Origin of the sequence: Streptomyces sp. NPDC057307 (genome assembly GCF_042667665.1) — a bacterium.
Taxonomy (GTDB): domain Bacteria; phylum Actinomycetota; class Actinomycetes; order Streptomycetales; family Streptomycetaceae; genus Streptomyces.
In genome coordinates this window covers 101,216-123,957 of the sequence record NZ_JBHUZM010000001.1, presented here as the reverse complement: position 1 = coordinate 123,957, position 22,742 = coordinate 101,216, and the positions used below count along the sequence as shown (strand labels likewise).

Sequence of the window (22,742 nt, the reverse complement as noted above, 5' to 3'; positions counted from 1 at the left end):
GGCCGGGACGTCGCGCCGACGGACCGTGGGCCGGTCAGGCCGTCGGCAGGGGCGCGCCGAATACCTCCGGCTCGGCGGCGTAGGGCAGCGCTTCCAGCGGGCGGTCGGTACAGAAGCGCGCCATCAGGTCGGCGAAGTCGGCGATGCGTTCCACCGGGGCGAGGTGGTCCGTCTCCTCGATGGTCATGAACCGCGCCGCCGGCAGACACGCGGCCATCGTGCGGCCCATGGCGGGTGTGGTCAGGGTGTCGTGCTCACCGGTGACGACCAGGCTGGGGACGGCGGGGGTCGGTTCGGGGCGGTACCACTCGTGGCGCATCAGCCGGGAGTTGTGCTCCGCGGACATGCGCAGCTGCTCGGGGTTCTGCGCCGCGATCTGCTGGTAGACGAGGCGGGCGACGGCGGCCTTCTTGCGTACGTGGCCGGTGCCGGGAGGCGACATGAAGCGGTCGGCGAGCTCACGGGCGATGGGCTCCGTCTCACCGCGTCGGATCATGCCGTCCCAACGCTCCATGGCCACCGCGTAGTCGGCCGGAATGACGGTGGTCATCCCGACGAGCATCATCCGTGCGAGGAGGTGAGGGTAGTGCTGGGCGAACCGTACGCCGATGGCTCCGCCGTAGCAGGCGGCCACCAGGTTGACGCGGGGAATGCGGAGTTCCTGGACGACGTGGCGTACGGCCGCGGCGAGGAAGTCGACGCCGTACTTCGCGGGCAGGAAGTCGGCGGTCCCATAGCCGGGGAGGTCGATGGTGATGACCGAGCTGAGGGGGGTGAGCCACTTCTCGTGCCGTTGCCATGAATGGCGGTCCTGGGAGGACCCGCCCAGGATCACGATGGGCTCGGTGTCGAGCCGGCCCTGGCGGGCGATGCGGCAGGTGTAGCGGAACCCGCCGAAGGTCAGATCGTGTTCGACGATTTCCGCGTGCTGCCCGGCCTCGCCGGCCGTTCCGTCGGTGGACTGGGTCGGGAAGGAGAGGGCGACGTCGGCGGTGGGGGTGCGTGAGCTGGTGATCGCGTCGGTGGGCACAGGCACAGGGTGGCTCCAAGGACTGAGGTGGGGGTCTCTCGCCGTCCGGCAAGTGCCCCTGCAGGTCCCGCAGCGGCGGCACACCGGATCCGGACGCGAGCGAGCAGGAGCATTTCCGCTTCACTGCTCCTACCAACGACCAGAATTCGCCACGAAATCATCTGGGGACGGGTCTTGGGCAGAAAGTGGAACGGGATTCCCTCGTACGAGTTCCACGAATTCGCGCACATCTGCGCCTTGCGGCCGGGTGCCCCACCGTTGGCCGGCTGTGGCGGGTGCCAGTTCGACCTCGGAACGCGGGGGCGAGAAGAGGGGAGCTGGCCGGGTGGTGGCTGTTCTGTACATGTCGACGCGTGATAGGCAGCGAGGACCGGAGGGCGGTGGCCTGCGGCTCCGGCCGTGGACGGCCGGTAGGGCGAGCAGTGCGTGACGACCGTGAGGAGTGGCCTCTCGTGCGGGAACAGGCGTGGGAGCGAGGAGTGGTGTCCGCGCTGTCCGGGGCCGGGCAGGAGCCGACGTTGGTGTTGGTCGAGGGCGACGCCGGTATGGGGAAGAGCAGACTGGTGCACCGGCTGCTGGAGTTGCCACAGGCGCGCGCGGTGGCGCGGCTGGTGGTGACCTTCCAGGCCTCGGGCGGCTTCGTCGTCGCCGATCCGCTCGGCCCGGACCCGCGGCTCGCACCGCACCGGGCGCTGGAGGCGCTGCTGGCCTCCGCCCGCCCCGCCCTCCTTGTCGCCGAGGATCTCCACCACGCCGACGACGACTGTCTGGCTCTGCTGCGCGGTCTGCTGAGGGAGCCGCCCGCGCCCTTCGCCGCGGTGCTGACCTACCGGCCCGAGCAACTGCCGCGCTCCGGGCTGCCGTTGGGCCGGGCGGTGGACTATCCGGCGCGGCTGTCGGTCGTGCGGTGGCGGCTGGAGCCGATGGACGAGGGGCGTGTGCGGTGTGTGGCGGGGGAGTTGCTGGGGGCGCGGAGGTGTCCGCAGGAGTTCGTGGGGCGGCTGCGGCAGCGTTCCGGTGGGGTGCCGCAGGTCGTCGTGGATCTGTTGCGGATGCTGCGGGACACCGCCGCCGACCGGGACCCGGACCGGGACCGGGATGGTGTCCGTGGCGTGGAGCGGACCGGGCGGGAGTGTTTCTCCGCGCGGGACGTGGACGAGGCCGGGGTGCCCGTCCGGCTGGCGGAGCTGGTGCTGGACCGGACCGCCGCGCTGCCGGAGGCGTACCGCCCGATCGTCTGGGCGGCGGCGGTGCTGGACGAGCCCGCGGGGGCAGAGGACCTGGCGGCGGTCGCGGGCTTTCGCGGGGACGAGGGCCGTACGGCGCTGATCGCGGCGCTGGAGGGATCGGCCCTGCGGGAGACGAGCGAGGGGCGGTACGGGTTCGCGGTGCCGCTGGCGGCGTCGGCGCTCTACGCGGAGTTGCCGGGCCCGGTGCGGGAGCGGCTGCACCACCGGGCGGCGGCGATGCTCGCCGCGTACGAGCCGGTGCCGTGGGCGCGTGTCGCACGCCACTGGCGCGGCGGCGGTCGCACGGAGGACTGGCTGCGGGCCGCGGAGCACGTGGCGAACGACGACGAGGCGGCGGTCACGCTGCTGGAAGAGGCGTTGGACGTGGGCGGCCTCCCGCCGGACAAGCGGGGGCGGTTGGCGCTCACGCTCGCCCGTGGCGCCGTGTTCGGCTGCCGCTCGGAGGGGACGGCCCGCGTCCTGCGCGGGATCGTCGAGGACCCGGCGCTGCCCGCCGCCGACCGGGGCGAGATACGGCTCGAACTGGGCCTGCTCCTGCACAACCGTAAGAGACGCTTCGAGGAGGGGCGTACGGAACTGCGCCGGGCGGCGCACGAGTTGGCCGAGGCCGAGCGGCCCGCGCTCGCCGCGCGGGCGATGGCGGCGCTGGCGAACCCGTTCTTCCCCGGCGCCTCCCTGGCCGAGAACGTGACCTGGCTGGAGCGCGCGGAGGCGGCGGCCGACGCGTCGGGGGACCGCGCGGCACGCACGGCGACCGGCGCCTGCCGGGCGACCGTACTGATGAACACCGGCGACCTGGAAGCCTGGCGGCTGATCGCGCGGCTGCCCCGTGACAGCGCGGACCGGGCCAGCCGCCAGCAGGTGGCGCGGGGCCTGTGCAACACGGCGAACGGCGCGGTGTATCTGGGCCACTACCGGCGCGCGGACGAACTGCTGACGGAGGGCATCGAACTGGCGGCGCGCAGCGGCGCACCGTTCCTGGAGCGGGTCGGACGTGGGACGGCCCTGTTCCGTGACTGGCTGACCGGCCGCTGGGAGGGCCTGGCCGAACGGTGTACGGGCCTGGTCGCCGAGGACGGCAGCGCGAGCGACGCCCGCGTGGTGCTGGCCCTGTTGGCGCTGGCGAAGGGGGACTGGGCCGCGGTGCGGGACTGGCTCCCCCGGGGCGACCCGCCGTCGCCCCGCGCGCCGTGCGGCAACGGCACAGGGGCCGGGGCCGGGGCCGGGACGGGGGCCGAGACCACGACCATGACCACGCCCGACGACGCGTACCAGACCTATCAGAACTACCAGACCTACCGCGCGTACGAGACCTGCGAGGCCCCGGTGGCGGCCACGGCGGCCGGCGCCCACATCCGGCTCCTGCTGGCCCGGCAGGACGTGGAGTCCGCCGCCGAAGCCGCCACGTCGGCCTGGGCGTGGCTCGGCAGGAAGGGGGTCTGGGTCTGGGGCGCCGAACTGGCTCCCTGGGTGGTCGAGGCCCATACTCGCGCCGGACAGCGCGAGTCGGCGCAGCGGGTGGTGGCCGAGTTCGCGGCCGGTCTGGCCGGGCGTGACGCCCCGTCGGCGACCGCGGCCCTGCTCTGGTGCCGGGCCGTGCTGGCGGAGGCGGACGGCGAGTTGGCGGAGGCGCGGGCGCGTTTCCAGCAGTCGGGCGCGGCGTACGCCGGGCTGCCGCATCCGTACGCCCGCGCGCTCATGAGCGAGGGCGCGGGCCGTTGCGCGCTCCTGCTCGGTGGCGACGGCGACGGCGGCGGCGACGGGGGTGGAGGCGGTGGGGGCGGTGGCGAGGTGGAGGAGGCCGTCGGTGAACTCACCCGCTGCGTGCAGGAGTTGACCGACCTCGGCGCGGTCTGGGACGCCGCGCGCGTACGGGCGACGCTGCGCGCCTACCGCCCCGCCGCGCAACGGCGGCCGCCGGGCCGGCCGGCGTACGCGGAGCGGATGTCCCCGCGCGAGGGGGAGGTGGCGGAACTGGCGGCCACCGGGCTCACGAACCGCGAGATAGCGGCGACGCTGTATCTGTCGCCGCGCACGGTGGAACAGCACGTGGCGCGGGCGATGCGCAAGCTCGGCATCGCCAGCCGGCAAGGTCTGGCGGAGGAGGTGGCGCGGGTCCGCCCGGCGTACGGCGACGATGGGGGCAACGACGGCGGTGGCGCGTAGAGCGGGACCAAGGGGCGAGCAGAAGGGGCGAACAGGAGAGGCGAACAGGAGAGGCGAACAGAAGGGGCGGGCCGACCGTCGTACGTGGTCGGCCCGCCCCACCGGCGAGTGCCGGTCAGTTCGAATGACGGGACATCAGCTGCACATGGTCGTGCGCATCACATCGGCCTGGCTCGCCCAGCTCGCGCAGCCGGTGCCGGAGTGGCCGTACCAGTTGTGGCCGAACTCGTGGGCGGCGAGCAGAGCGAAGTCGCCGACCATGGTGGACAGTTCGATGCGCTGGCCCGCGCCCCAGTTGCAGCCCACGACGTTGCCGGCGCCGCAGCCCTGTACGTAGCCGCCGACACAGGAGACAGGCGTTCCGCTGGAGGCGGTCTCGGTCCCGGCGCCCCAGTAGTTGGCGCCCTGGCGTATCGCGCCTTCGCGACCGCTGCAGGACGAGGTGATGTGGTAGCTCCACGCCGGTACGCGGACGTCGCGCTTGTTGGCGTTCACCGTCGGGAGGTCCGACAGGTTGCCGGCGTCACCGGTCTCGAAGCGCGGCGAGGAGGGGGTGGGGTCGGCGACGGAAGCTTGGGCGGCCTGCGTCACGGCGGCGGGACGGGCGGTGTCAGTGTTCTCGACGGCGTTGGCCGACGTGGGGAGCGCGAAGAGAAGGGCGGCCGCTACGGCCGATGCCCCAGCGATTCTTCGGATTGACGAGAGCATGACATATCTCCTTGTGGGGGGAGTGGCGCACATTCACGCCGGTACGACCCGTCGTGGACGACGCCGCGAGACTCGGGCCCGTGGGGCGGGCCCCGTACATGGGGGGATCGCGAGCAAAGTACGTGCGCCCGTGCCCGCCGCCTATCCGGGTCGCCCGACATACGGATACGCAAAGAACCCCCGACGACGGAGTCGCCGGGGGCGCGGGCAGGGTTCTCAGCGGAGGTTGAAGCGCTCCGCCCAGGAGATGACGTCCGTCGTGGTCGCGTTGCCGCCGCACAGCACCAGGCCGAGGCGCGCCTCGCCGCCTACGCGTTCCAGTACGCGGCGGGCCGCCGGGACGAGACAGCCGGCGGCCGGTTCGGCCCAGACCTTCGCGTGGTTCGCGAGATCGAGCGTGCCCTGGACGGCCTCGGCGTCCGAGACCACGAGTACGTCGCTGACCAGCTCGGTCACATGGTCGTAGGTGAGCCGCGAGACCGTGGGCGCGCTGAGGGTGGTGACGATCGACGACAGCCGCACCGGCTGCGGCGCCCCGGCGGCCAGTGCCTCGGACATGGCCTGTGCGCCTTCGGTCTCGACACCCCAGACCCGTACGCCGGGCAGACGCGCGTGCAGAGCCGCCGCGACGCCGGAGATCAGTGCGCCGCCGCCGATGGAGACGAGCACATCCGTGATCTCGCCGGGGGCGTCGTCGGCGAGTTCGAGGCCGACCGTGCCTTGTCCCGCGACGACGACCGGGTCGTCGAAGGGGTGGACCATGGTCAGTCCCTCGGCCTGGAGCTGGGCCATGAGCGCGAACGCGTCGTCCATCGTGTCGGTCAGCCGCACCGTCGCGCCGGCCGCCTCCGCGATCTCCACGGCGCGCGCGGGCGCGGACTTCGCCATGACGACGGTGGCTTTCACGCCCAGCACCTCGGCCATGACCGCGACGGAGATGGCGTGGTTGCCGCCGCTCACCGCCACCACCCCGGCCGCGCGATCGGCGTCGTCCAGCGACAGGAGCTTCGCCGTCGCGCCGCGCGCCTTGAAGGAGCCCGTGCGCTGCAGCAACTCCAGCTTCGCGGTGACCGGGACCCCGAGCAGCGCCGACAGTCCGGGGCTCTCGACCGTCGGCGTACGCACGACATGTCCGGCGATCAGTCGCGCCGCCGCTTCGATGTCCGAGATGCCGATCACGACACGTACCTCCTGTTGACGCCCGCTGTGACGCTCGGTTGTCCACGCCCGATCGCCGCCGCCTCAGGAGAGACCGTACAGATCGCCGTTCCCCCAGGTCGCGTCGGGCCCGCCCCCCACGTCCCCGTCGGGTCGGACCCGTCCTAGTACTGCAGCGCCGTCGCGACGTCCCTGCCGATGCGGTCGACCGCGCCGAGGTCGAGGCCGTAGTGCACGTAGCGGCCGTTGCGTTCCGTCCGTACGAGTCCCAGGTCGCGCAGCGCGCGCAGATGGCGTGAGACCTGGGGGCGCGTCATCGACAGCCGGTCCGCCAGGTCCGCCGTGGTCATCGACTGGCGGGCGATCAGCCGGCACAGCCGTACCCGGCTCGGATCGGTCAGCGCGAGCATGCGGCTGCGGGCCAGCGTCACGCCCACCACCGGGGCGTCGACCGGGAAGTGCACGACGGGCGGCAGACGCGGTTCGTTCTTCACCACCAGATGCGGGGCGCCGTAACGGGTGGGGATCAGCAGCACCGGCGTACGGGCCGGGGAGATCACCGCGTGGTGCACCTTGTCGAAGATGACGCGCGGCGGGTCGGCGAGCCGGACGCTGGACGGGCTGAGCGCGGCCAGCGCCGCCGCCGGGCCGTCGTCCGCGAGCCGCTGCCGTACGCGGTGCGCGGCGCGGGCCAGGAGAGGTTCGGTCTCGGCCCACAGGGCGCCGAAGAAGACGGGGCGGCACAGGTCGAGGAAGGCGAGCACATCGGCGCGCAGGGCCTCCGGGTCGCGCAGCAGGGCCTCGGCGAGTTCGAGGTGCGGTTCGGGGAGGCCGGAGGCCGCGTGGTGCAGCGCGGCGGCCTGGGCGGGGTTGTGGAGGACGCGGTCGAAGGCGTAGCCGAGGTAGCCGCTGGCGCAGGAGTACGCGGTGAGCTCGGCGAAGCGGTCGACGGGCAGGCGCGACAACGGGGACAGAGCGGAGCCCGGGGAGGGTATGGGCGGGGCGGATAACGGTGTCGACCGTCGCCCAGTCGCAGTCCCGCTCCCGGCCCCCGACCTCGGCGACCCAACCGACCCAACCAACCCAACCGATCCCACGGGTCCCGCCGAACCCTCCGTCCTCTCCAGCCCCGTGTAGAACCCCCGCCACCGCAGCGCCGTCCACAGCGGTGAGAAGCGCCGCAGCCCGGCCCGGAAGGCGGCCGGCGCGGAGCCCGCCACCTCCCGGGCCCAGGGCGCGTGTTCCGCGTGGTGGCCGTGCCCGGTCAGCACGTGCAGGCTGGCGGCCAGCTCGGCGAGGGGCGACACCGCGACGGTGAAGCGGGCCGCCCCCGCCCCCTCCAGTACGACTACGACCGACATGGCCGGATTGTACGAGCGTCGCCCGGGTGACCGTAGGCCCCTATGACCTCCAGGATCTCTTCGTCGTCCGCCGCTTCCTCCCCCTCTCCCGCCTGCGCCGCGTCGAACTCCGCCCGCGCCGCCGCCAGGAACTCCGGATCCGAGACCAGATCCGTCACGACCCGGGCCAGCCCCGTCGCCGCGACCTGGGTGCGGTCGTGCGCGAAGGCGGTCGCCGCCGCGTCCCGCATGGCGTCGGAGTGGCTGGGCGTACCGAACTCGGCGGTCTGGACGTACGGGTGGATGACGGGCAGCAGTTGGGAGAGGTTGCCGATGTCCGACGAGCCGGCCGGTTCGTGCGGCGCGCCGGGGGCGATGCCCACGCCCAACGCCCGCACCGTGGCGCCGAATCGGGCCGCGATCACCTCGTTGTTACGGCGCTCCGCGTACAGCGCGCCGGTCTCCGTGACCGCCGCTTCCGTCCCGGTGGCGAGCGCCGCGCCCCGCGCCGCCGCGCGGACCCTCTCGACGAGTGCCTCGGTGGCGGCCGTCGTGATGTCCCGTACGTAGAAGTCCACCGCCGCCCGAGCGGGGACCACGTTCGGGGCCTGGCCGCCGTCGGAGACGATCCCGTGCAGCCGGGCGGTCGGCGGCATGAACTGCCGCATCGAATCGAGTGCGTTGAGGAAGAGCTGGGCGGCGGCCACCGCGCTGCGCCCCTCCCACGGGGTCTTCGAGGCATGTGCGCTGACGCCGGTGAAGTCGGCCCGCAGATGCGCGGCGGCCAGCGCGTGCTGCGTGGTCGCCGAACGGTCGGCCGGGTGGAACATCACCGCCGCGTCCACCCCGTCGAAGACCCCGGCGTCGGCCAGCAGGACCTTGCCCGCGCCGCCCATCTCCTCGCCGGGCGTGCCGATGACGGCGATCGTGCCGGCGTGGTCGGGCAGCGCGCGTACGGCGGCGATGGCGGCGGCCGCGCCGCCGGCCGCGATGAGGTTGTGGCCGCAGCCGTGCCCGACGCCGGGCAGCGCGTCGTACTCGGCGAGCACGGCGACGTAAGGACCGGGTCGGCTTCCCTCGTGCACCGCCACGAACGCGGTGTCGACCCCGCCCACCCCCGTCTCGACCGCGAAGCCCGCCTCCGTGAGCCAGTCGGTCAGCACCTCCAGGGCGTGGAACTCGGCGAACTTCAGCTCCGGCCGCGCGTGGATGGCGAGGCTGACCTCCTCCATGCGGGGCCGCAGCGCGGTGAGTTCGCCGGTCAGGCCCTTCAAGGTGGGCACCGGCGTGGGCACGGGCGTGGGCTCGGGCTCGGGCTCGGGTGTGGGGATGGAGGTGGGGCCGGTGGTCGTTCCGGACATGGGGACTCCCGTCGTACGAGATCGAGTTGAGGTGTCTCCGACCACGCGGCCGGACACGACGAGCTTGCGTCCGCCGTCGCCCGTCCGGTCTCCGATTACCGCGCCCCAGGTAACCCCGCTCCCTTCCCCCGCCCGCGCCGTCGCGTTTCTCCGGGGCCCCGAAGACCCGCCGGACAGGACCTACGCGTAGACACCCGCCTTCGCCGCCGCCGCGGCCGCTTCCGCCGCACGTACCCCCGCCGCCTCGTCGAGGGGCGCGTCGCTGGTCAGCAGGCGGTAGTAGAGCGGGGCCGAGACCGCGCGGATCACCTCGTACGGGTCGGTGCCCTCCGGCAACTCGCCCCGCCGCACGGCCTCTTCGGCGCACGGCGCCCACTCGGCGACCCTGATCTCGTAGAAGCGGTGCAGGGCCTCGGCCGTCCTCGCGTCCGTCGTGGCCGCCGCGATCACCGCCTTGAACAGGGCGCCTTGGCGTGGGTCGGCCAGCGTGCGGCGTACGAGTTCGGCGTTGGCCCGCAGGTCGCCGAGCAGCGAACCGGTCTCGGTACGCGGCAGCGACTGCTCCGCCATGTCCGTCAGCAGGTTCGCGACGAGGCCGGCGACCGTCCCCCAGCGCCGGTAGACGGTCGACTTGCCGACGTCCGCGCGGCGTGCGACATCGGCGAGGTCGAGGTGGGCGAAGCCGTGCTCGGCGAGGAGGTCCCCGGCGGCGCGGAGCACCGCGGCGCGCACTCTCGCTGTACGGCCTCCGGGGCGGACGGTCCCGGGATCGCCACAGGCGTCATCGTTCTCCTCGGGCAGCGCAGACCCCTCAGAAGTCATAACGGGACTCCAGTTTCATTAGTCGTCCATCTCTGTTACGTTGGGGCCATCCTAAAGGGACGGGCGTCCCGTTAGGGCGAATCGGGTCTCAGGACCTCAAGGTCGCAAGGTCTCGTGGAGGGGTCGATCATGGAGTACAGGCAGTTGGGCGCGTCCGGGCTCAAGGTCCCGGCTCTCAGCTTCGGGGCGGGCACGTTCGGCGGCCGGGGGCCGCTCTTCGGCGCCTGGGGCGACACCGACGCGCAGGAGGCGCGCCGACTCGTGGACATCTGCCTGGAAGCGGGCATCTCGATGTTCGACACGGCGGACGTGTACTCGGCGGGCGCGTCCGAGGAAGTCCTCGGCCGGGCGATCAAGGGGCGCCGCGACGAGGTGTTGCTGTCGACCAAGACGAGCCTGCCGATGGGCGACGGGCCGGGCGACGCCGGCTCCTCGCGCTCGCGCCTGATCCGGGCGACGGAGGACGCGCTGCGCCGGCTCGGCACCGACCACATCGACCTCTTCCAGCTGCACGCGTTCGACGCCGGGACACCGGTCGAAGAGGTGCTGTCCACGCTCGACCAGCTCGTTCGGTCCGGGAAGGTCCGCTACGTCGGCGTCTCCAACTTCTCCGGCTGGCAGCTGATGAAGTCGCTGGCCGCCGCCGAGCGGCACGGCTACCCGCGCTATGTGGCGCACCAGGTCTACTACTCGCTCACCGGCCGCGACTACGAGTGGGAACTGCTGCCCCTCGGCCTCGACCAGGGCGTCGGCGCGATGGTCTGGAGTCCGCTGGGGTGGGGGCGGCTCACCGGCAAGGTGCGCCGTGGCCGGCCGCTGCCCGAGGGCAGCCGGCTGCACCGGACCGCCGACTTCGGGCCGCCCGTGGACGACGACCATCTCTTCCGTGTGGTCGACGCGCTGGACGAGATCGCGGCGGAGACCGGCAGGACCATTCCCCAGGTGGCCATCAACTGGCTGCTGCGGCGCCCCACCGTGTCCTCCGTCATCATCGGCGCCCGCAACGAGGAGCAGCTGCGCCAGAACATCGGCGCCGTGGGGTGGGAACTGGCGCCCGAACAGGTGGCCCGGCTCGACGCGGCGAGCGCGAAGGTGGCGCCGTATCCCTACTTCCCGTACGAACGCCAGGAGGGCTTCGCCCGCCTCAACCCCTCACCGCTCCCGCAGGGATGAGGGGGGAGGGGGGCGGGGGAGGGCCGAACGTCCCTCGATCTGCCCGGTCAGCCTCCCCCGTCACCCCGCCTCGACTGTGCGACGGTGAACGGGGGTAACCGGACCGAGCAGCGGCAGTGACGACGTGACGGAGAAACCCATGCGGCAGGCGAAGGCACAGGCGCAGGCACAGGCGAAGACGAAAACGAAGACGAAGACGAAGACGAAGACGAAGCGTGACAGTGACACCGTGCTGACCGAGGAGGAAGTGACCGCTCTCGACGCCCACTGGCGTGCGGCGAACTATCTCGCCGTCGGTCAGATCTATCTGATGGGCAACGCGCTCCTCACCGAGCCCCTGCGGCCCGAGCACATCAAGCCCCGGCTGCTGGGCCACTGGGGCACTTCCCCGGGACTCAACCTCGTCCACACCCATCTCAACCGGCTCATCAAGAACCGGGATCAGTCCACGCTCTGCATCTGGGGTCCCGGACACGGCGGACCGGCCGTGCTGGCCAACTCCTGGCTGGAGGGGACGTACGCCGAGACGTATCCCGACGTGAGCCGGGACGCGGCCGGCATGGACCGGCTCTTCCGGCAGTTCTCCTTCCCCGGCGGTGTCCCGAGCCATGTCGCCCCCGAGACACCCGGCTCCATCCACGAGGGCGGCGAACTCGGCTACTCCCTCGCCCACGCCTACGGCGCCGCGCTCGACAACCCCGACCTGCTCGTCGCCTGCGTGATCGGCGACGGCGAGGCCGAGACCGGGCCGCTGGCCGGGTCCTGGCACGCCAACAAGTTCCTGGACCCGGTCCACGACGGCGCCGTCCTGCCGATCCTGCACCTCAACGGCTACAAGATCGCCAACCCCACCGTCCTCGCCCGCATCCCCGACGAGGAACTGGACGCCCTGCTGCGCGGATACGGCCACGAGCCGCTGTACGTCACGGGCAGCGACCCGCGTCAGGTCCACCGCGACATGGCAGCGGCCCTCGACCGCGCGGCGGACCGCATCTCCGAGATCCAGCGGGACGCCCGGGACGGAGCCGCCGACGAGCGGGCCGCCTGGCCCATGATCGTGCTGCGCACGCCCAAGGGCTGGACCGGCCCCGGCGAGGTCGACGGGCTGCCCGTCGAAGGGACGTGGCGGTCCCACCAGGTCCCACTCTCCGGAGTACGGGACAACCAGGCCCACCTCGCCCAACTGGAGGCGTGGCTGCGCTCGTACCGCCCCGACGAACTCTTCGGGCCGGACGGCCGCCCGTCCGCGCAGGTCCTCTCCTGCGTCCCGGCCGGCACCCGCCGTCTCGGCGCCACCCCGCACGCCAACGGCGGCATTCTGGTCCGGGACCTGCCGATCCCGCCGCTGGAGGACTTCGCCGTGCAGGTGGACAAGCCCGGGGTGGCCCTGCACGAACCCACCCGCGTCCTCGGCGGGATGCTGGCCAGGATCATGGCCGACACCGCCGACCGCAGGGACTTCCGGGTCGTCGGCCCGGACGAGACCGCGTCCAACCGGCTGGAAGCGCTCTTCGAGGCCACCGGCAAGGCCTGGCAGGCACGGATCCTGCCCACCGACGAACACCTGGCCCGCGACGGCCGGGTGATGGAAGTCCTCTCCGAGCATCTGTGCCAGGGCTGGCTGGAGGGTTATCTCCTGACGGGCCGTCATGGGCTGTTCTCCTGCTACGAGGCGTTCGTGCACATCGTGGACTCGATGGTCAACCAGCACATCAAGTGGCTCAAGACATCGAGGGAGTTGGCCTGGCGCCGTCCGGTCGCCTCCCTCAACTACCTGCTGACCTCCCATGTCTGGCGCCAGGACCACAACGGCTTCTCCCACCAGGACCCGGGCTTCGTCGACCACGTACTCAACAAGAGCCCCGAAGTCGTACGGGTCTACCTGCCGCCGGACGCCAACACCCTGCTCTCCGTGGCCGACCATGTGCTGCGCAGCCGCGACTACGTGAACGTCGTCGTCGCCGGCAAGCAGCCCACCTTCGACTGGCTCACCATGGAGGAGGCGCGCGCCCACTGCGCCCGTGGCGCGGGCCTGTGGAAGTGGGCCGGTACGGAGGACGGGACCCGGGAGCCGGACGCCGTTCTGGCCTGCGCGGGAGACGTACCCACCCAGGAAGTCATCGCGGCGGCGGGCCTGTTGCGCCGGCATCTGCCGGAGTTGGCCGTCCGTGTGGTCAACGTCGTGGACATGACCCGGCTGATGCCGCGCGAGGAGCACCCGCACGGGATGACCGAGGCCGAGTACGACGACCTGTTCACCACGGACAAGCCGGTGATCTTCGCCTACCACGGCTACCCCTGGCTCATCCACCGTCTCGCCTACCGCCGCGCCGGTCACGAGAATCTGCATGTCCGCGGCTACAAGGAGATGGGCACCACGACCACGCCCTTCGACATGGTCGTCCGCAACGACCTGGACCGCTACCGCCTGGTGATGGACGTCATCGACCGGGTGCCGGGCCTGGGCGTCCGGGCCGCCGACGTACGCCAGATCATGGTGGACACCCGGACCCGTCATCACAGCTGGATCCGCGAACACGGGGTGGACCTGCCGGAGGTCTCGGACTGGAGCTGGGCGGGCTGACGCCCGGCGGGGGCGTCCGTCGTGGTAGCGGCGGTGGCCGCTGTAGCGACGGCGGCGTGCGGTTCGGTCAGGTGCGCTGCCGCGCGGCTCGTCGGGGACGACGGCGGCGACCCTGACCGCGACGGCCACGGTGCCCCCGGTCCTCGCGGTCGTCGCGTGACCGCAGGCGCACGACCACGTACGTGACGACGGACAGCACCACCAGGACGAGAACCGCCTTGGAGACCACTCCGACATACGTCTCCACCAAATGCCACTGGTCCCCCAGCCAGTAACCGGCCAGCACCAGGACCGAGTTCCACAGCAGACTGCCCAGCGTGGTCAGGGATATGAAGAGCGGCAGCCGCATGCGCTCGACTCCGGCCGGCACCGAGATCAGACTCCGGAATATCGGCACCATGCGGCCCAGGAGGACCGCCTTGGTGCCATGCCTGGCGAACCACTCCTCCGTACGCACCAGATCCGCGTCCTTGACCAGCGGCAGCTTCGCCCAGATCGCGTGCATCCGCTCGCGGCCGAAGAGCATCCCCACCCAGTACAGGACCACCGCTCCCACCACCGAACCGAGGGTGGTCCAGAAGAGCGCGGACGCCAGGCTGATGACTCCCTGACCCGCCGCGAAGCCGGTCAGCGGCAGGATGATCTCGCTCGGCAGCGGCGGGAAGAGATTCTCCAGCGCGATGGCGAGACCCGCGCCCGGAGCCCCCATCGTGTCGACCAGATCGGCGGCCCAGCCCGCGATACCTCCCGCAGGCTCCTGCGGAAGGGCGAGCAGTACGACATCCATGAGCTGTCTCCAAGCCGACGGTGAGGAGCGAGAGGGGGCGAGAGGGAGTGAGAGGGCAACGGGAGCGAAGGGATGGAAGGGGCGGAAGGGAGAGAACGGGGACGCAGGCGCCGGTCACCGCAGCGCCCACGTCGCCTTTCCCCCACAACACTAGAAAGGGCAGGCCAGCCCCGGTATGCGGGTTCCCACCCGGCTCACTGCGGCTTTCCGCAGCCGGCACCCTGTGGTTTTCCGCAGGGCACCCGTCATAGCTGACCGATCGGACAGTTATGGTGGGGTGCATGGCACGCCCCGCCTCCGCCCTGCGCGGACACATCCTGGAATCGGCGCTGCAACTGTTCGCGACGCGCGGCTACGAAGGCACGTCACTGCACGACATCGCCTCCACCGTCGGCTGCTCGAAGGCGTCCCTGCTCTACCACTTCACCAGCAAGGACGCGATCCTCACCGAACTGCTGACCCCCGCCGGCGAAGGACTCGCCGCGCTCGACGCCCAACTCGTCGCCCTCGACGGGCGGGAGGCGGCGGAGGCCGCCGTCACCGGCTACGTCGATCTCGCCATGCGCTTCCGGCGCGAGATCAAGATCCTCTTCGAGGACATCCCGAGCATGACCACCCATCCGGCGCTCGGCAGCATCCCCGGCACCGTCGACCGCCTGCTGGACGCGCTCGCGGGCCGGTCCACGGAAGCGCGGGACGTGGTCGCGGCCCACATGGTCCTCGGGGCCGTCTTCGTCACGGGCGCCAGCGACATCGACGTACCGGACCAGGAACTGCGCGACGAGCTGATCCTCGGCGCGCTCCGCACCCTGCGCCCCGACCCCGAGCACCACTGACCCGCCACGCCCACCGACCACCGACCACCGAGAAGAGAAACCTTCGCCATGGCTTCCCTGCTGTACCGGCTCGGCCGGTTCTCCTTCCGCCGACGCAAGCGCGTCGTCGCCGTATGGCTGCTCCTGCTCGTCGTGCTGGGCGGAGCCGCCGCCACGCTCATGGGCCCCACCAGCGACAAATTCACCATGCCCGGCACCGAGTCGCAGCGCGCGCTGGACTCGCTCCAGGAGCAGTTCCCGCAGGCCAGCGGTACGACCGGCACGATCGTCATAGCCGCGCCCGAGGGCGCGAAGCTCGACAAGGCCGCCGTCGCACCCGTCGTACGCGAGGCCGCGGCCGTGGACGGTGTGGTCGGCGCGGTGGACCCGTTCGAGGCGGGCGCCGTCTCCGAGGACGGCCGATACGCCCTGGTCCAGGTGCAGTTCGAGGCCGGCGCGGACGAGGTGACCGACGCGCAGCGCGCGGCGTACGAGAAGGCCGGTGCCTCAGCGGCGGGCTCCGCCGCAGGTCTGCGGGTCGAGCATGGCGGTGAAGTCCTCAGCGCCGAGGTCGAGGTGGGCTCCACCGAGGCCATCGGCGTGCTGATCGCCGCAGGCGTCCTCGTCGTCACCTTCGGGTCCCTGGTGGCCGCCGGTATGACCCTGCTGAACGCGCTCGTCGGCGTCGCGGCGGGGATGGCCGGGCTCTTCGCCCTGAGCAGCGTCATCGAACTCACCAGCACCGCCCCCATCCTGGCGCTCATGCTGGGTCTCGCGGTCGGTATCGACTACTCGCTGTTCATCACCTCCCGCCACCGCCAGTACCTCACCGAAGGTGTGGACGCCGAGGAGGCGGCCGGACGCGCGGTCGGGACCGCCGGTTCGGCCGTGGTCTTCGCGGGCGCCACCGTCGTCATCGCCCTCGCCGGGCTGACCGTCGTCAACATCCCCTTCCTGAGCGTCATGGGCCTCGCCGCCGCGGGTACGGTCGCCGTCGCCGTCGTCGTCGCGCTCACCCTGCTGCCCGCGCTCCTCGGGTTCGCCGGCGACCGCGTACTGCCCCGCAAGCAGCGCGCCGGGCACCCGGCGGCGGTCACTCCGACCGGCACCCCGACCGGCACCCCGACAGACATCCCGACCGGCGCTGCCCCCGGCGCCGCCCCCGAGAACGGGTCCCCCGAGGCCGGGCCCCGCGAGGGCTTCGGCTTCCGCTGGGGCCGTACCGTCACCCGCTTCCGCGTCCCGGTCCTCCTCGTCGGCATCCTCGGGCTCGGCGTACTCGCCCTCCCCGCCGCCGACATGCGCCTGGCGCTCCCCGACGCGGGCACCGCCGCCGCCGGCTCGGCGACCCGTGAGGCGTACGACCTGACCAGCGAGGGCTTCGGCCCCGGCTTCAACGGCCGCCTGATCGCGGTCGTCTCCGGCGACGACGCCGCGAGCACGGCCGTCGCCGCCAAGGAGGCCACCAAGCGCATCCAGGGGACGAAGGACGTACTCGCCGTCACCCCGCCGCTGTTGAACAAGCAGGGCACCACCGCCCTCCTCACCGTCATCCCCAAGGCCGGTCCCACCGACGAGGCCACCGAGGCGGTCGTGCACGCCGTCCGCGACCGCGTCGCCGACATCGGCGACTTCGCGGGCGCGGAGGGCACCGACGTCGCGCTGTCCGGCACCACGGCGGTCGGCATCGACGTCTCCGAGAAGGTCGCGGACGCCATGCTGATCTATCTGCTGCTCGTGGTCGGCCTGTCGATCCTGCTGCTGATGCTGGTCTTCCGCTCGTTCCTGGTACCGCTCAAGGCCGCGCTCGGCTTCCTCCTCACCATCGGCGCCACCTTCGGCATCACCGTGGCGATCTTCCAACAGGGCCATTTCGCGGACCTGTTGGGCGTCGACACCCCCGGTCCGCTGGTGAGCTTCCTGCCGATCCTGCTCATCGGCATCCTGTTCGGACTCGCCATGGACTACGAGGTCTTCCTCGTCTCGCGTATGCGCGAGGACTTCGTCCACGGCGCCGGCGCGCAGGAGGCGACCGTCAGTGGCATGGGGCACAACGCCCGCGTCGTCACGGCCGCCGCGCTGATCATGACGGCCGTGTTCGGCGGGTTCATCTTCATGCCCGACCCGATCATCAAGTCGATGGGATTCGCGCTGGCCGTGGGTGTACTCGTCGACGCGTTCATCGTGCGTATGGCGCTGGTCCCGGCGGTCATGTCCCTGCTCGGGCGCGCCGCTTGGTGGCTCCCGCGCCTCGTCGACCGCGCCCTGCCCAACCTCGACATCGAGGGCGAGAGCCTGCAGCAGAAGCTCGTACCGGAGCAGCGGCAGGGCGCGGCCGACGAGAGCGAGGAGGCGGACGCGGTCAAGGTGTGAGTCCGTCGGCGGTCGGTCGCCGTCAGCACTCGCCCTCAGCCCTCGCCGGCAGCGCTCGTCGTCAGCGCTCGTCGTCAGTTCTCACCGGCAGTCGATCGATGGCTGCCGGTGAGGGTCGCGTACACGACCACGTTGTCGGCGTAGCGGCGGTCGGCCTCGGAGAAGTCGCCGCCGCAGGTGATGAGGCGCAGTCCGGCGTGGTCGAGGTTGCGGTAGACCTCGACCGTCGGGAACTTGTCCTTGGCGTACGTCGCCACGCGGTCGACCGTGAACTCGGCCGTCCTGCCGTCCTTCCGCGCCACCTCGACCTTGTCTCCCGGATCGATCCTGGCCAGGTCGAAGAAGACGGTGGGCGCGCCGTCCCAGGTCACATGGCCCGCGATGACGGAGGGGCCGTTGGCGCCGGGGGCGGGCCCGGGGTGGTACCAGCCCGCCTTGTCCGGGTCCTCGGGCGTCTCCATCGCGCGGTTCTTGTCGAGTCCGAGGCGCTCCAGGGTGGAGTTCACCTTGAGCGAGGGGATCATGACGCGTACGGGGTCGGACGCGGGGAGGGCGGCGGCCCGCTTCTTCTCGGACTTCTTTTCGGACTCCGGGGCGGGGCCCGTCGACCGGGGGGCCGAATCCGCCACCGACGGACCGCCCTTGTCGACGGCCTTCGGCGGGGCGGGCTGCTGCCGGCCCATTCCCAGGACCAGCAGCAGCCCGCCGACGACCAGCAGGACCGGGATCGCGACGATCAGTGCCGTACGGCGTCCCGCGCGGCCCCCGGCCCTCTCGTCACCCTCGCCCGTACCGTTCGACTCACTCACAGGATCAGCCGAGCACTCGGTTCGTGCCCGAAGTGGTCGGCCGCGTACGGCGCTTCACCGCGAACAGCCCGCCCGCGACGAGGATCGCCGCCGCGCCGCCCGCCACCATGCCGGGCGCTTCGATTCCCGCCGCGCCGCCCGGGCCGGCGGCCGTACCGGTCTCGACGCCGCCCACCGGCATGGAGCCGACGGCCGCGCCCTTGACCATGCCGCAGTCGGCGGGTGCGGTGGCCTCCTGCGGGAGCTTCGGGTCCAACTCGCTCTTGCCGGCGCCGAAGTCGTACTTGCCGTCGTCGTTGCGGTCGATACCGTGCTGCACGATGTGCAGGTCCTTGATGTGGTCGACGACGTCCTGCGACACCTCGATGGTGCGGGAGTAGTCGAGCTTGCCGTCCTTGTCGGCGACCGGCATCCGGTCGACGGCGAGTCCGCTGTCCTTGGACGTGTCGCCCTTCGTCGTCAGGGAGATGTTGATGTCCCCGTACTGCGGCAGGCCCTCGGCGGTGCTGACGATGCCGTCGCCGTCCTTGTCCGCACTCGCGTCGGGACAGCTGAAGTCGTGACCGTCGGTGGAACCGTGGATGTGCTGCGCGTGCGGCTGGCCGGGTACGAGGCCGGTGGCCTCGATCTTCACCGTCAGCTTCGTGCCCTGGAAGCTGACCAGGGCGGCGCCACTGGCACCGGAGTCGTTCAGCGACTCCAGATCGATCTGGTACGTCTCGCCCTCCTTGGCCGTCGACGCTGCCTGGGAGTTGGCGGAGTGCCCGCTGTGTCCGCTCTTCTCGCCGTGCTCGCTGCCGGCGCCGCTCGCGAGAGCGGGCGTGGCCGCGACGAGTGTGAGAGCGGCGGGCAGGGTGAGGAGGGCCGTGAATCGTGCTGTGCGCTTGCGTATCACTACGATGCATCCCCTTTGCGACGGTGAGGCTGTGTTGTTGGTGTGCATTCGGTGACCTGGGTGATGCGGATTGGTCCCGGCGGCAAGGCAGTTGTTCTACAGTCCTGTAGAAGTAAGCACGCATCAGGAGTCAGGGAACGAAGGAGGGAACACCTCGATGGTGTTCAAGCGACTGCTCGGTTCACTCGGCGTCGGTGGGCCGACGGTGGAGACGGTGCTGGAGGACGGCGCGGTCCTGCCGGGTGGCACCTTGCGGGGCGAGGTGCGGCTGGCCGGCGGGAACGCGTCGTACGACATCGACCGCGTCACCCTCGAACTCGTCGCCCGCGCGGAGGCGGAGCACGAGGAGGGTGAGAGCGAGGGCCTGGTCGGCTTCGCGCGGTACGAGGTCGGTGGCGCCTTCCGGCTGGGCGAGGAGGACTCGTACCGCGTGCCGTTCGAGGTGACGCTGCCGTGGGAGACGCCCGTCACCGAGCTGCACGGTGAGGCGCTGGGCATCACGCTGGGTGTACGTACGGAGCTGGAGATCGCCGGAGCAAGGGACAAGGGCGACTTCGACGCCTTCGTCGTACGGCCGTTGGCGGTGCAGGAAGCCGTGCTGGAGGCGTTCGGGCAGCTCGGCTTCGGCTTCAGGTCGGCGGACCTGGAGCTGGGGCACATCAACGGGAGCGGGCAGCAACTGCCCTTCTACCAGGAGATCGAGATCATTCCGGCGCCGGGTTACGCGGACCGGCTGAATGAGATCGAGGTGACGTTCCTGGCTCACGCGGGCGGGACCGAGATCGTCCTGGAGGCGGACGGGCGCGGGGGCACGGGCGTGGACGACGCCCTGAACCGGCACACCGTCGGTCACGACGAGGTCGCGCACACCGACTGGAACACCGTGGTCGGGGGCTGGGTCGAACAACTCGCCGGCCGGTACGCGGCCCGTGGCGGCCGGGGCGGCGGCGATGGCCACGGCTCCGGCATGGGCACGGGCGCGGCGGTCGCCGTCGGCGCGGCCGGTCTGGCCGTGGGCGTCGCGGGCGGCATGGTGGCGGCCGAGGTCGTGGACGAGGTGGGCGACTTCTTCGAGGGCGACGAGGAGGGCTAGACCGTGTGTGAGACGTAGCGCCGTCCGCCCCGAGGGCGGGCCGGGCGAGACTTTCCGGACAGGGCCTGGTGCCGTGACCGGAAGGGTTCACCGGGTCCGCCCGGTGGCCGGGCGGGCCGGCCGGTTGAGGTCCTGGTGGTGGTGGAACGGGTTGTCGAACGTGTAGGCCGACAGGCGTTGATCCCCCCATGGAAAGGACACTCCCCGTGCGAATCCGACGTACACGGTCCGTGTTGGTCGTCGCATCCGCCGCGCTGCTGCTCTCCGCTGCCGCTGCCACTGCCACTGCCATGCCCGCAGTCGCCCAGTCGCAGCCTGCCGCGTCCGCGTCCGCGCCTTCTGCCGCTCATGGACTCACCTCGTTGACCGACCTGTTCGCCGAGCGGCTGCTGATCGCCGACAAGGTGTCCGCCGCCAAGTACGGCACCGACCGGCCGATCGACGACCCCGCGCGCGAGCGGATCATCCTCGACGACGTCGCCGCTCGGGCCGTCGGGCTCGGGCTGGATCCCGGCGCGGTGGTCGCCGTCTTCCGGGACCAGATCGAGGCGAGCAAGGTGGTGCAGCGTGGGCTTTACTCGCGCTGGGACAAGCATCCTGAGGAGCGGCCCACCCAGCGGCCGGACCTCGACAAGGAAGTCCGGCCGGCACTCGACCGCATCACCACGCGGCTGCTGAGCGCGCTGGCGGCGACGGAGGGCGTGCGCGCCTCGCTGACGTGCGAGCCGCGGCTGTACGGCGCGGCGGCCCTCTCGGCGTACAGCCACCAGCTCAACCTCCCGCATCTGAAGGGGCTGGAGCGGGCGTTGCCCTCGGTGTGCGCGGAATCGACGGCCCGCGCCGCTACAGCGGAGTCGCCGCCTTCAGTACGAAGAAGAGCGTGACGGTCGCGTTCGCCGAGGACAGTGCCGAGCCGACCGTCCCCGCCGCCGCCGTCCAGACGGCCAGGCCCGCCGTGGTGAAGACCGAGGGCCACGTCATCGCGGCGGGTGCCGGGGCGAGCAGTGCGGCGACGCGGCGCGGTACGGGGCCCGCGCCGTCGATTCCGGCCAGCGTCGGCGTCGGGGCCCCGCGTGACACGAGCGCGGCCTTGCCGATGGCGCGGGCCACCTGCTTGCGGCTGCCGGTGGTCCGGGCCGCCTCCTCGTCGGCCCAGCGCTCGGTGGTGTACGCCACGGCCGCCCGCAGGGGCCGCAGCAACGGGTTCGCCCGCGCGGCCAGCCGTACCGCGAGCAGCGAGCGATGGTGACGGTTCGTCAGATGCGCCCGCTCGTGGGCCAACAGTGCATTCCGCTCGGCCGGGTCGAGACAGTCCAGCAGCGCGCTGGAGACGACGATCCGTCCCTCCTCCAGACCGCTTCCGGGCAGTGCGTACGCGTACGGTGTCCCGTCGTCCGGCAGTACCACGAGCTGTCGCTCCGGCATCTCCTCCAGCGCCCGCCAGGCCCGTCGCCGTACGCGCCGGTGCCGCCACCCCGTGACCGCGCACCCCACGGCCACCGCGACCAGCGCGGCGATCGCCGCCCTGCCGGCCACCTCGTCGTACGGGACGGCCTCCCGCACCTCCGCGTCCGACCAGCCGTCGGGCAGCGGGTTTCCCGGCAGTTGGGCCGTCCCGACGACCACCAACAGCCCCAGGCACAGCGTGCTGCACACCGCCAGGACCACGGCCAGCGCCGTCAGGAAACGGGTGGCCAGGCGTGGATGGAGATGCTGCTCGGCCAGCCGCGCGACCGGCACCGCCGTGAGGGGCAGCACCAGTGGCAGAAAGACGAAGACACCCACGGATCAGTCCTCCGCCTCGTCTGCGACGACGTTCGGCGACTCGTGCGACGACTCGTTCGGCGACTCGTGCGGCAGGTCGTCCAACAGGTCGCGCAGCAGCCGCTCGTCGTCGTACGACAGGGCGGTGACGAACCGCGCGAGCACCGTCTCCCGGTCCGACTCCGCGTCCAGCACCCGGCGCATCCGCAGCGCGGCGAGCCCCGCGCCGTCGGAGGCCGCGCGCCATTCGAAGGAACGCCCCGAACGCTCCCTGGTCACCGCGTTCTTGGCCTGGAGACGGGTCAGGATCGTCATCACGGTGGTGTACGCGAGGGTCCCGCCGAGCCGTTCACGTACCCAGCCGGCGTTCACCGGCCCCGGCGCCTCCCGGAGCGCCGCCAGCACCTGCGACTCCAGCTCGCCCTGCCCCCGGCGCCGACGTTCGTCGGGGCCCTCTCGCTCGCTCACACCGTCTCCCGTCAACTTCTACACTGCTGTAGATTCTGACGCAGATCGCGGGCCCGTACCAGTGCGGGCCCGCGCGATGAAGTCGGACCCGGCCCCCGGCACGCGCCCTCTCCCGGCACGCCGTACCCCCGTCCGCCAACTCCCCC

The 22,742-nt window shown here is 72.0% G+C and carries 18 protein-coding genes; 7 read left to right on the top strand and 11 right to left on the bottom strand.

What is annotated here, in order from left to right; genetic code table 11:
- Window positions 1-34 precede the first annotated feature (34 nt).
- Window positions 35-1,030, bottom strand: coding sequence for an alpha/beta fold hydrolase (locus ACFUN8_RS00525; protein WP_383629589.1), 996 nt, complete (start codon window positions 1,028-1,030; stop codon window positions 35-37).
- A 452-nt stretch (window positions 1,031-1,482) separates the two neighbouring features.
- Here ACFUN8_RS00525 and ACFUN8_RS00520 point away from each other — a divergent pair, with 452 nt between their 5' ends.
- Window positions 1,483-4,446 (top strand): LuxR C-terminal-related transcriptional regulator, encoded by a 2,964-nt coding sequence (locus tag ACFUN8_RS00520; protein ID WP_383629587.1) that lies wholly within the window; start codon window positions 1,483-1,485, stop codon window positions 4,444-4,446.
- Between the two features lie 135 nt (window positions 4,447-4,581).
- Here the strand turns inward: ACFUN8_RS00520 and ACFUN8_RS00515 are convergent, their stop codons facing one another.
- The 5 genes from ACFUN8_RS00515 to ACFUN8_RS00495 all read right to left on the bottom strand — a co-directional run bounded on the left by ACFUN8_RS00515 (window position 4,582) and on the right by ACFUN8_RS00495 (window position 9,835).
- Window positions 4,582-5,154 carry a hypothetical protein gene (locus ACFUN8_RS00515; RefSeq protein ID WP_383629585.1) on the bottom strand — a complete coding sequence of 191 codons (573 nt, stop codon included), beginning with the start codon at window positions 5,152-5,154 and terminating at the stop codon, window positions 4,582-4,584.
- Window positions 5,155-5,370: 216 nt separating this feature from the next.
- Complete coding sequence (locus ACFUN8_RS00510; RefSeq protein ID WP_383629583.1) at window positions 5,371-6,333, bottom strand: threonine/serine dehydratase; 963 nt, start codon at window positions 6,331-6,333, stop codon at window positions 5,371-5,373.
- 143 nt (window positions 6,334-6,476) lie between these two features.
- On the bottom strand, window positions 6,477-7,673 hold the full coding sequence (locus tag ACFUN8_RS00505) for a DUF5937 family protein (protein WP_383629581.1): 1,197 nt from the start codon (window positions 7,671-7,673) through the stop codon (window positions 6,477-6,479).
- Complete coding sequence (locus ACFUN8_RS00500) at window positions 7,661-9,013, bottom strand: amidohydrolase (RefSeq protein WP_383629579.1); 1,353 nt, start codon at window positions 9,011-9,013, stop codon at window positions 7,661-7,663. Before ACFUN8_RS00500 ends, ACFUN8_RS00505 begins: the two co-directional genes overlap by 13 nt.
- 180 nt (window positions 9,014-9,193) lie before the next feature.
- Window positions 9,194-9,835, bottom strand: coding sequence for a TetR/AcrR family transcriptional regulator (locus ACFUN8_RS00495; protein ID WP_383629577.1), 642 nt, complete (start codon window positions 9,833-9,835; stop codon window positions 9,194-9,196).
- Window positions 9,836-9,964: 129 nt separating this feature from the next.
- Here ACFUN8_RS00495 and ACFUN8_RS00490 point away from each other — a divergent pair, with 129 nt between their 5' ends.
- Together ACFUN8_RS00490 and ACFUN8_RS00485 are read left to right on the top strand one after the other, a co-directional pair.
- Window positions 9,965-11,008 carry an aldo/keto reductase gene (locus ACFUN8_RS00490; protein ID WP_383629575.1) on the top strand — a complete coding sequence of 348 codons (1,044 nt, stop codon included), beginning with the start codon at window positions 9,965-9,967 and terminating at the stop codon, window positions 11,006-11,008.
- Window positions 11,009-11,147: 139 nt separating this feature from the next.
- Complete coding sequence (locus tag ACFUN8_RS00485; protein ID WP_383629573.1) at window positions 11,148-13,592, top strand: phosphoketolase; 2,445 nt, start codon at window positions 11,148-11,150, stop codon at window positions 13,590-13,592.
- A gap of 67 nt (window positions 13,593-13,659) precedes the next feature.
- Here the strand turns inward: ACFUN8_RS00485 and ACFUN8_RS00480 are convergent, their stop codons facing one another.
- The gene (locus ACFUN8_RS00480) at window positions 13,660-14,379 is read right to left on the bottom strand and encodes a DedA family protein (protein WP_383629571.1); all 720 of its coding nucleotides are present in this window, start codon (window positions 14,377-14,379) and stop codon (window positions 13,660-13,662) included.
- A gap of 281 nt (window positions 14,380-14,660) precedes the next feature.
- Here ACFUN8_RS00480 and ACFUN8_RS00475 point away from each other — a divergent pair, with 281 nt between their 5' ends.
- Both ACFUN8_RS00475 and ACFUN8_RS00470 read left to right on the top strand, forming a co-directional pair.
- Complete coding sequence (locus tag ACFUN8_RS00475; protein WP_383629569.1) at window positions 14,661-15,215, top strand: TetR/AcrR family transcriptional regulator; 555 nt, start codon at window positions 14,661-14,663, stop codon at window positions 15,213-15,215.
- A gap of 48 nt (window positions 15,216-15,263) precedes the next feature.
- Complete coding sequence (locus tag ACFUN8_RS00470) at window positions 15,264-17,567, top strand: MMPL family transporter (RefSeq protein WP_383629567.1); 2,304 nt, start codon at window positions 15,264-15,266, stop codon at window positions 17,565-17,567.
- 74 nt (window positions 17,568-17,641) lie between these two features.
- Here the strand turns inward: ACFUN8_RS00470 and ACFUN8_RS00465 are convergent, their stop codons facing one another.
- Together ACFUN8_RS00465 and ACFUN8_RS00460 are read right to left on the bottom strand one after the other, a co-directional pair.
- Window positions 17,642-18,376 carry a class F sortase gene (locus tag ACFUN8_RS00465; RefSeq protein ID WP_383629565.1) on the bottom strand — a complete coding sequence of 245 codons (735 nt, stop codon included), beginning with the start codon at window positions 18,374-18,376 and terminating at the stop codon, window positions 17,642-17,644.
- A 4-nt stretch (window positions 18,377-18,380) separates the two neighbouring features.
- The gene (locus ACFUN8_RS00460) at window positions 18,381-19,271 is read right to left on the bottom strand and encodes a hypothetical protein (RefSeq protein WP_383629563.1); all 891 of its coding nucleotides are present in this window, start codon (window positions 19,269-19,271) and stop codon (window positions 18,381-18,383) included.
- 157 nt (window positions 19,272-19,428) lie between these two features.
- Between ACFUN8_RS00460 and ACFUN8_RS00455 the strand changes: the two genes are divergently transcribed.
- Complete coding sequence (locus tag ACFUN8_RS00455) at window positions 19,429-20,364, top strand: sporulation protein (RefSeq protein WP_383629561.1); 936 nt, start codon at window positions 19,429-19,431, stop codon at window positions 20,362-20,364.
- A 188-nt stretch (window positions 20,365-20,552) separates the two neighbouring features.
- Entirely contained in the window at window positions 20,553-21,248 is a 696-nt protein-coding gene (aroQ, locus tag ACFUN8_RS00450; RefSeq protein WP_383629559.1) for a gamma subclass chorismate mutase AroQ, read from the top strand.
- On the opposite strand, the gene ACFUN8_RS00445 is transcribed toward aroQ, so the two are convergent.
- Together ACFUN8_RS00445 and ACFUN8_RS00440 are read right to left on the bottom strand one after the other, a co-directional pair.
- The gene (locus tag ACFUN8_RS00445; RefSeq protein ID WP_383629557.1) at window positions 21,208-22,149 is read right to left on the bottom strand and encodes a M56 family metallopeptidase; all 942 of its coding nucleotides are present in this window, start codon (window positions 22,147-22,149) and stop codon (window positions 21,208-21,210) included. The two genes, aroQ and ACFUN8_RS00445, sit on opposite strands and share 41 nt — an antisense overlap.
- Window positions 22,150-22,152: 3 nt before the next feature.
- Window positions 22,153-22,596, bottom strand: coding sequence for a BlaI/MecI/CopY family transcriptional regulator (locus ACFUN8_RS00440; protein WP_383629555.1), 444 nt, complete (start codon window positions 22,594-22,596; stop codon window positions 22,153-22,155).
- Between the last annotated feature and the right edge of the window lie 146 nt (window positions 22,597-22,742).

Excerpts from the sequence above, each read along its gene's own strand:
- ACFUN8_RS00505 (WP_383629581.1), bottom strand. The coding sequence starts at position 7,673 with ATGTCGGTCGTAGTCGTACTGGAGGGGGCGGGGGCGGCCCGCTTCACC.
- ACFUN8_RS00455 (WP_383629561.1), top strand. The coding sequence starts at position 19,429 with ATGGTGTTCAAGCGACTGCTCGGTTCACTCGGCGTCGGTGGGCCGACG.
- ACFUN8_RS00470 (WP_383629567.1), top strand. The coding sequence starts at position 15,264 with ATGGCTTCCCTGCTGTACCGGCTCGGCCGGTTCTCCTTCCGCCGACGC.
- ACFUN8_RS00480 (WP_383629571.1), bottom strand. The coding sequence starts at position 14,379 with ATGGATGTCGTACTGCTCGCCCTTCCGCAGGAGCCTGCGGGAGGTATC.
- ACFUN8_RS00500 (WP_383629579.1), bottom strand. The coding sequence starts at position 9,013 with ATGTCCGGAACGACCACCGGCCCCACCTCCATCCCCACACCCGAGCCC.
- ACFUN8_RS00475 (WP_383629569.1), top strand. The coding sequence starts at position 14,661 with ATGGCACGCCCCGCCTCCGCCCTGCGCGGACACATCCTGGAATCGGCG.
- ACFUN8_RS00490 (WP_383629575.1), top strand. The coding sequence starts at position 9,965 with ATGGAGTACAGGCAGTTGGGCGCGTCCGGGCTCAAGGTCCCGGCTCTC.
- ACFUN8_RS00495 (WP_383629577.1), bottom strand. The coding sequence starts at position 9,835 with ATGACTTCTGAGGGGTCTGCGCTGCCCGAGGAGAACGATGACGCCTGT.
- ACFUN8_RS00515 (WP_383629585.1), bottom strand. The coding sequence starts at position 5,154 with ATGCTCTCGTCAATCCGAAGAATCGCTGGGGCATCGGCCGTAGCGGCC.
- aroQ (WP_383629559.1), top strand. The coding sequence starts at position 20,553 with ATGGAAAGGACACTCCCCGTGCGAATCCGACGTACACGGTCCGTGTTG.
- ACFUN8_RS00485 (WP_383629573.1), top strand. The coding sequence starts at position 11,148 with ATGCGGCAGGCGAAGGCACAGGCGCAGGCACAGGCGAAGACGAAAACG.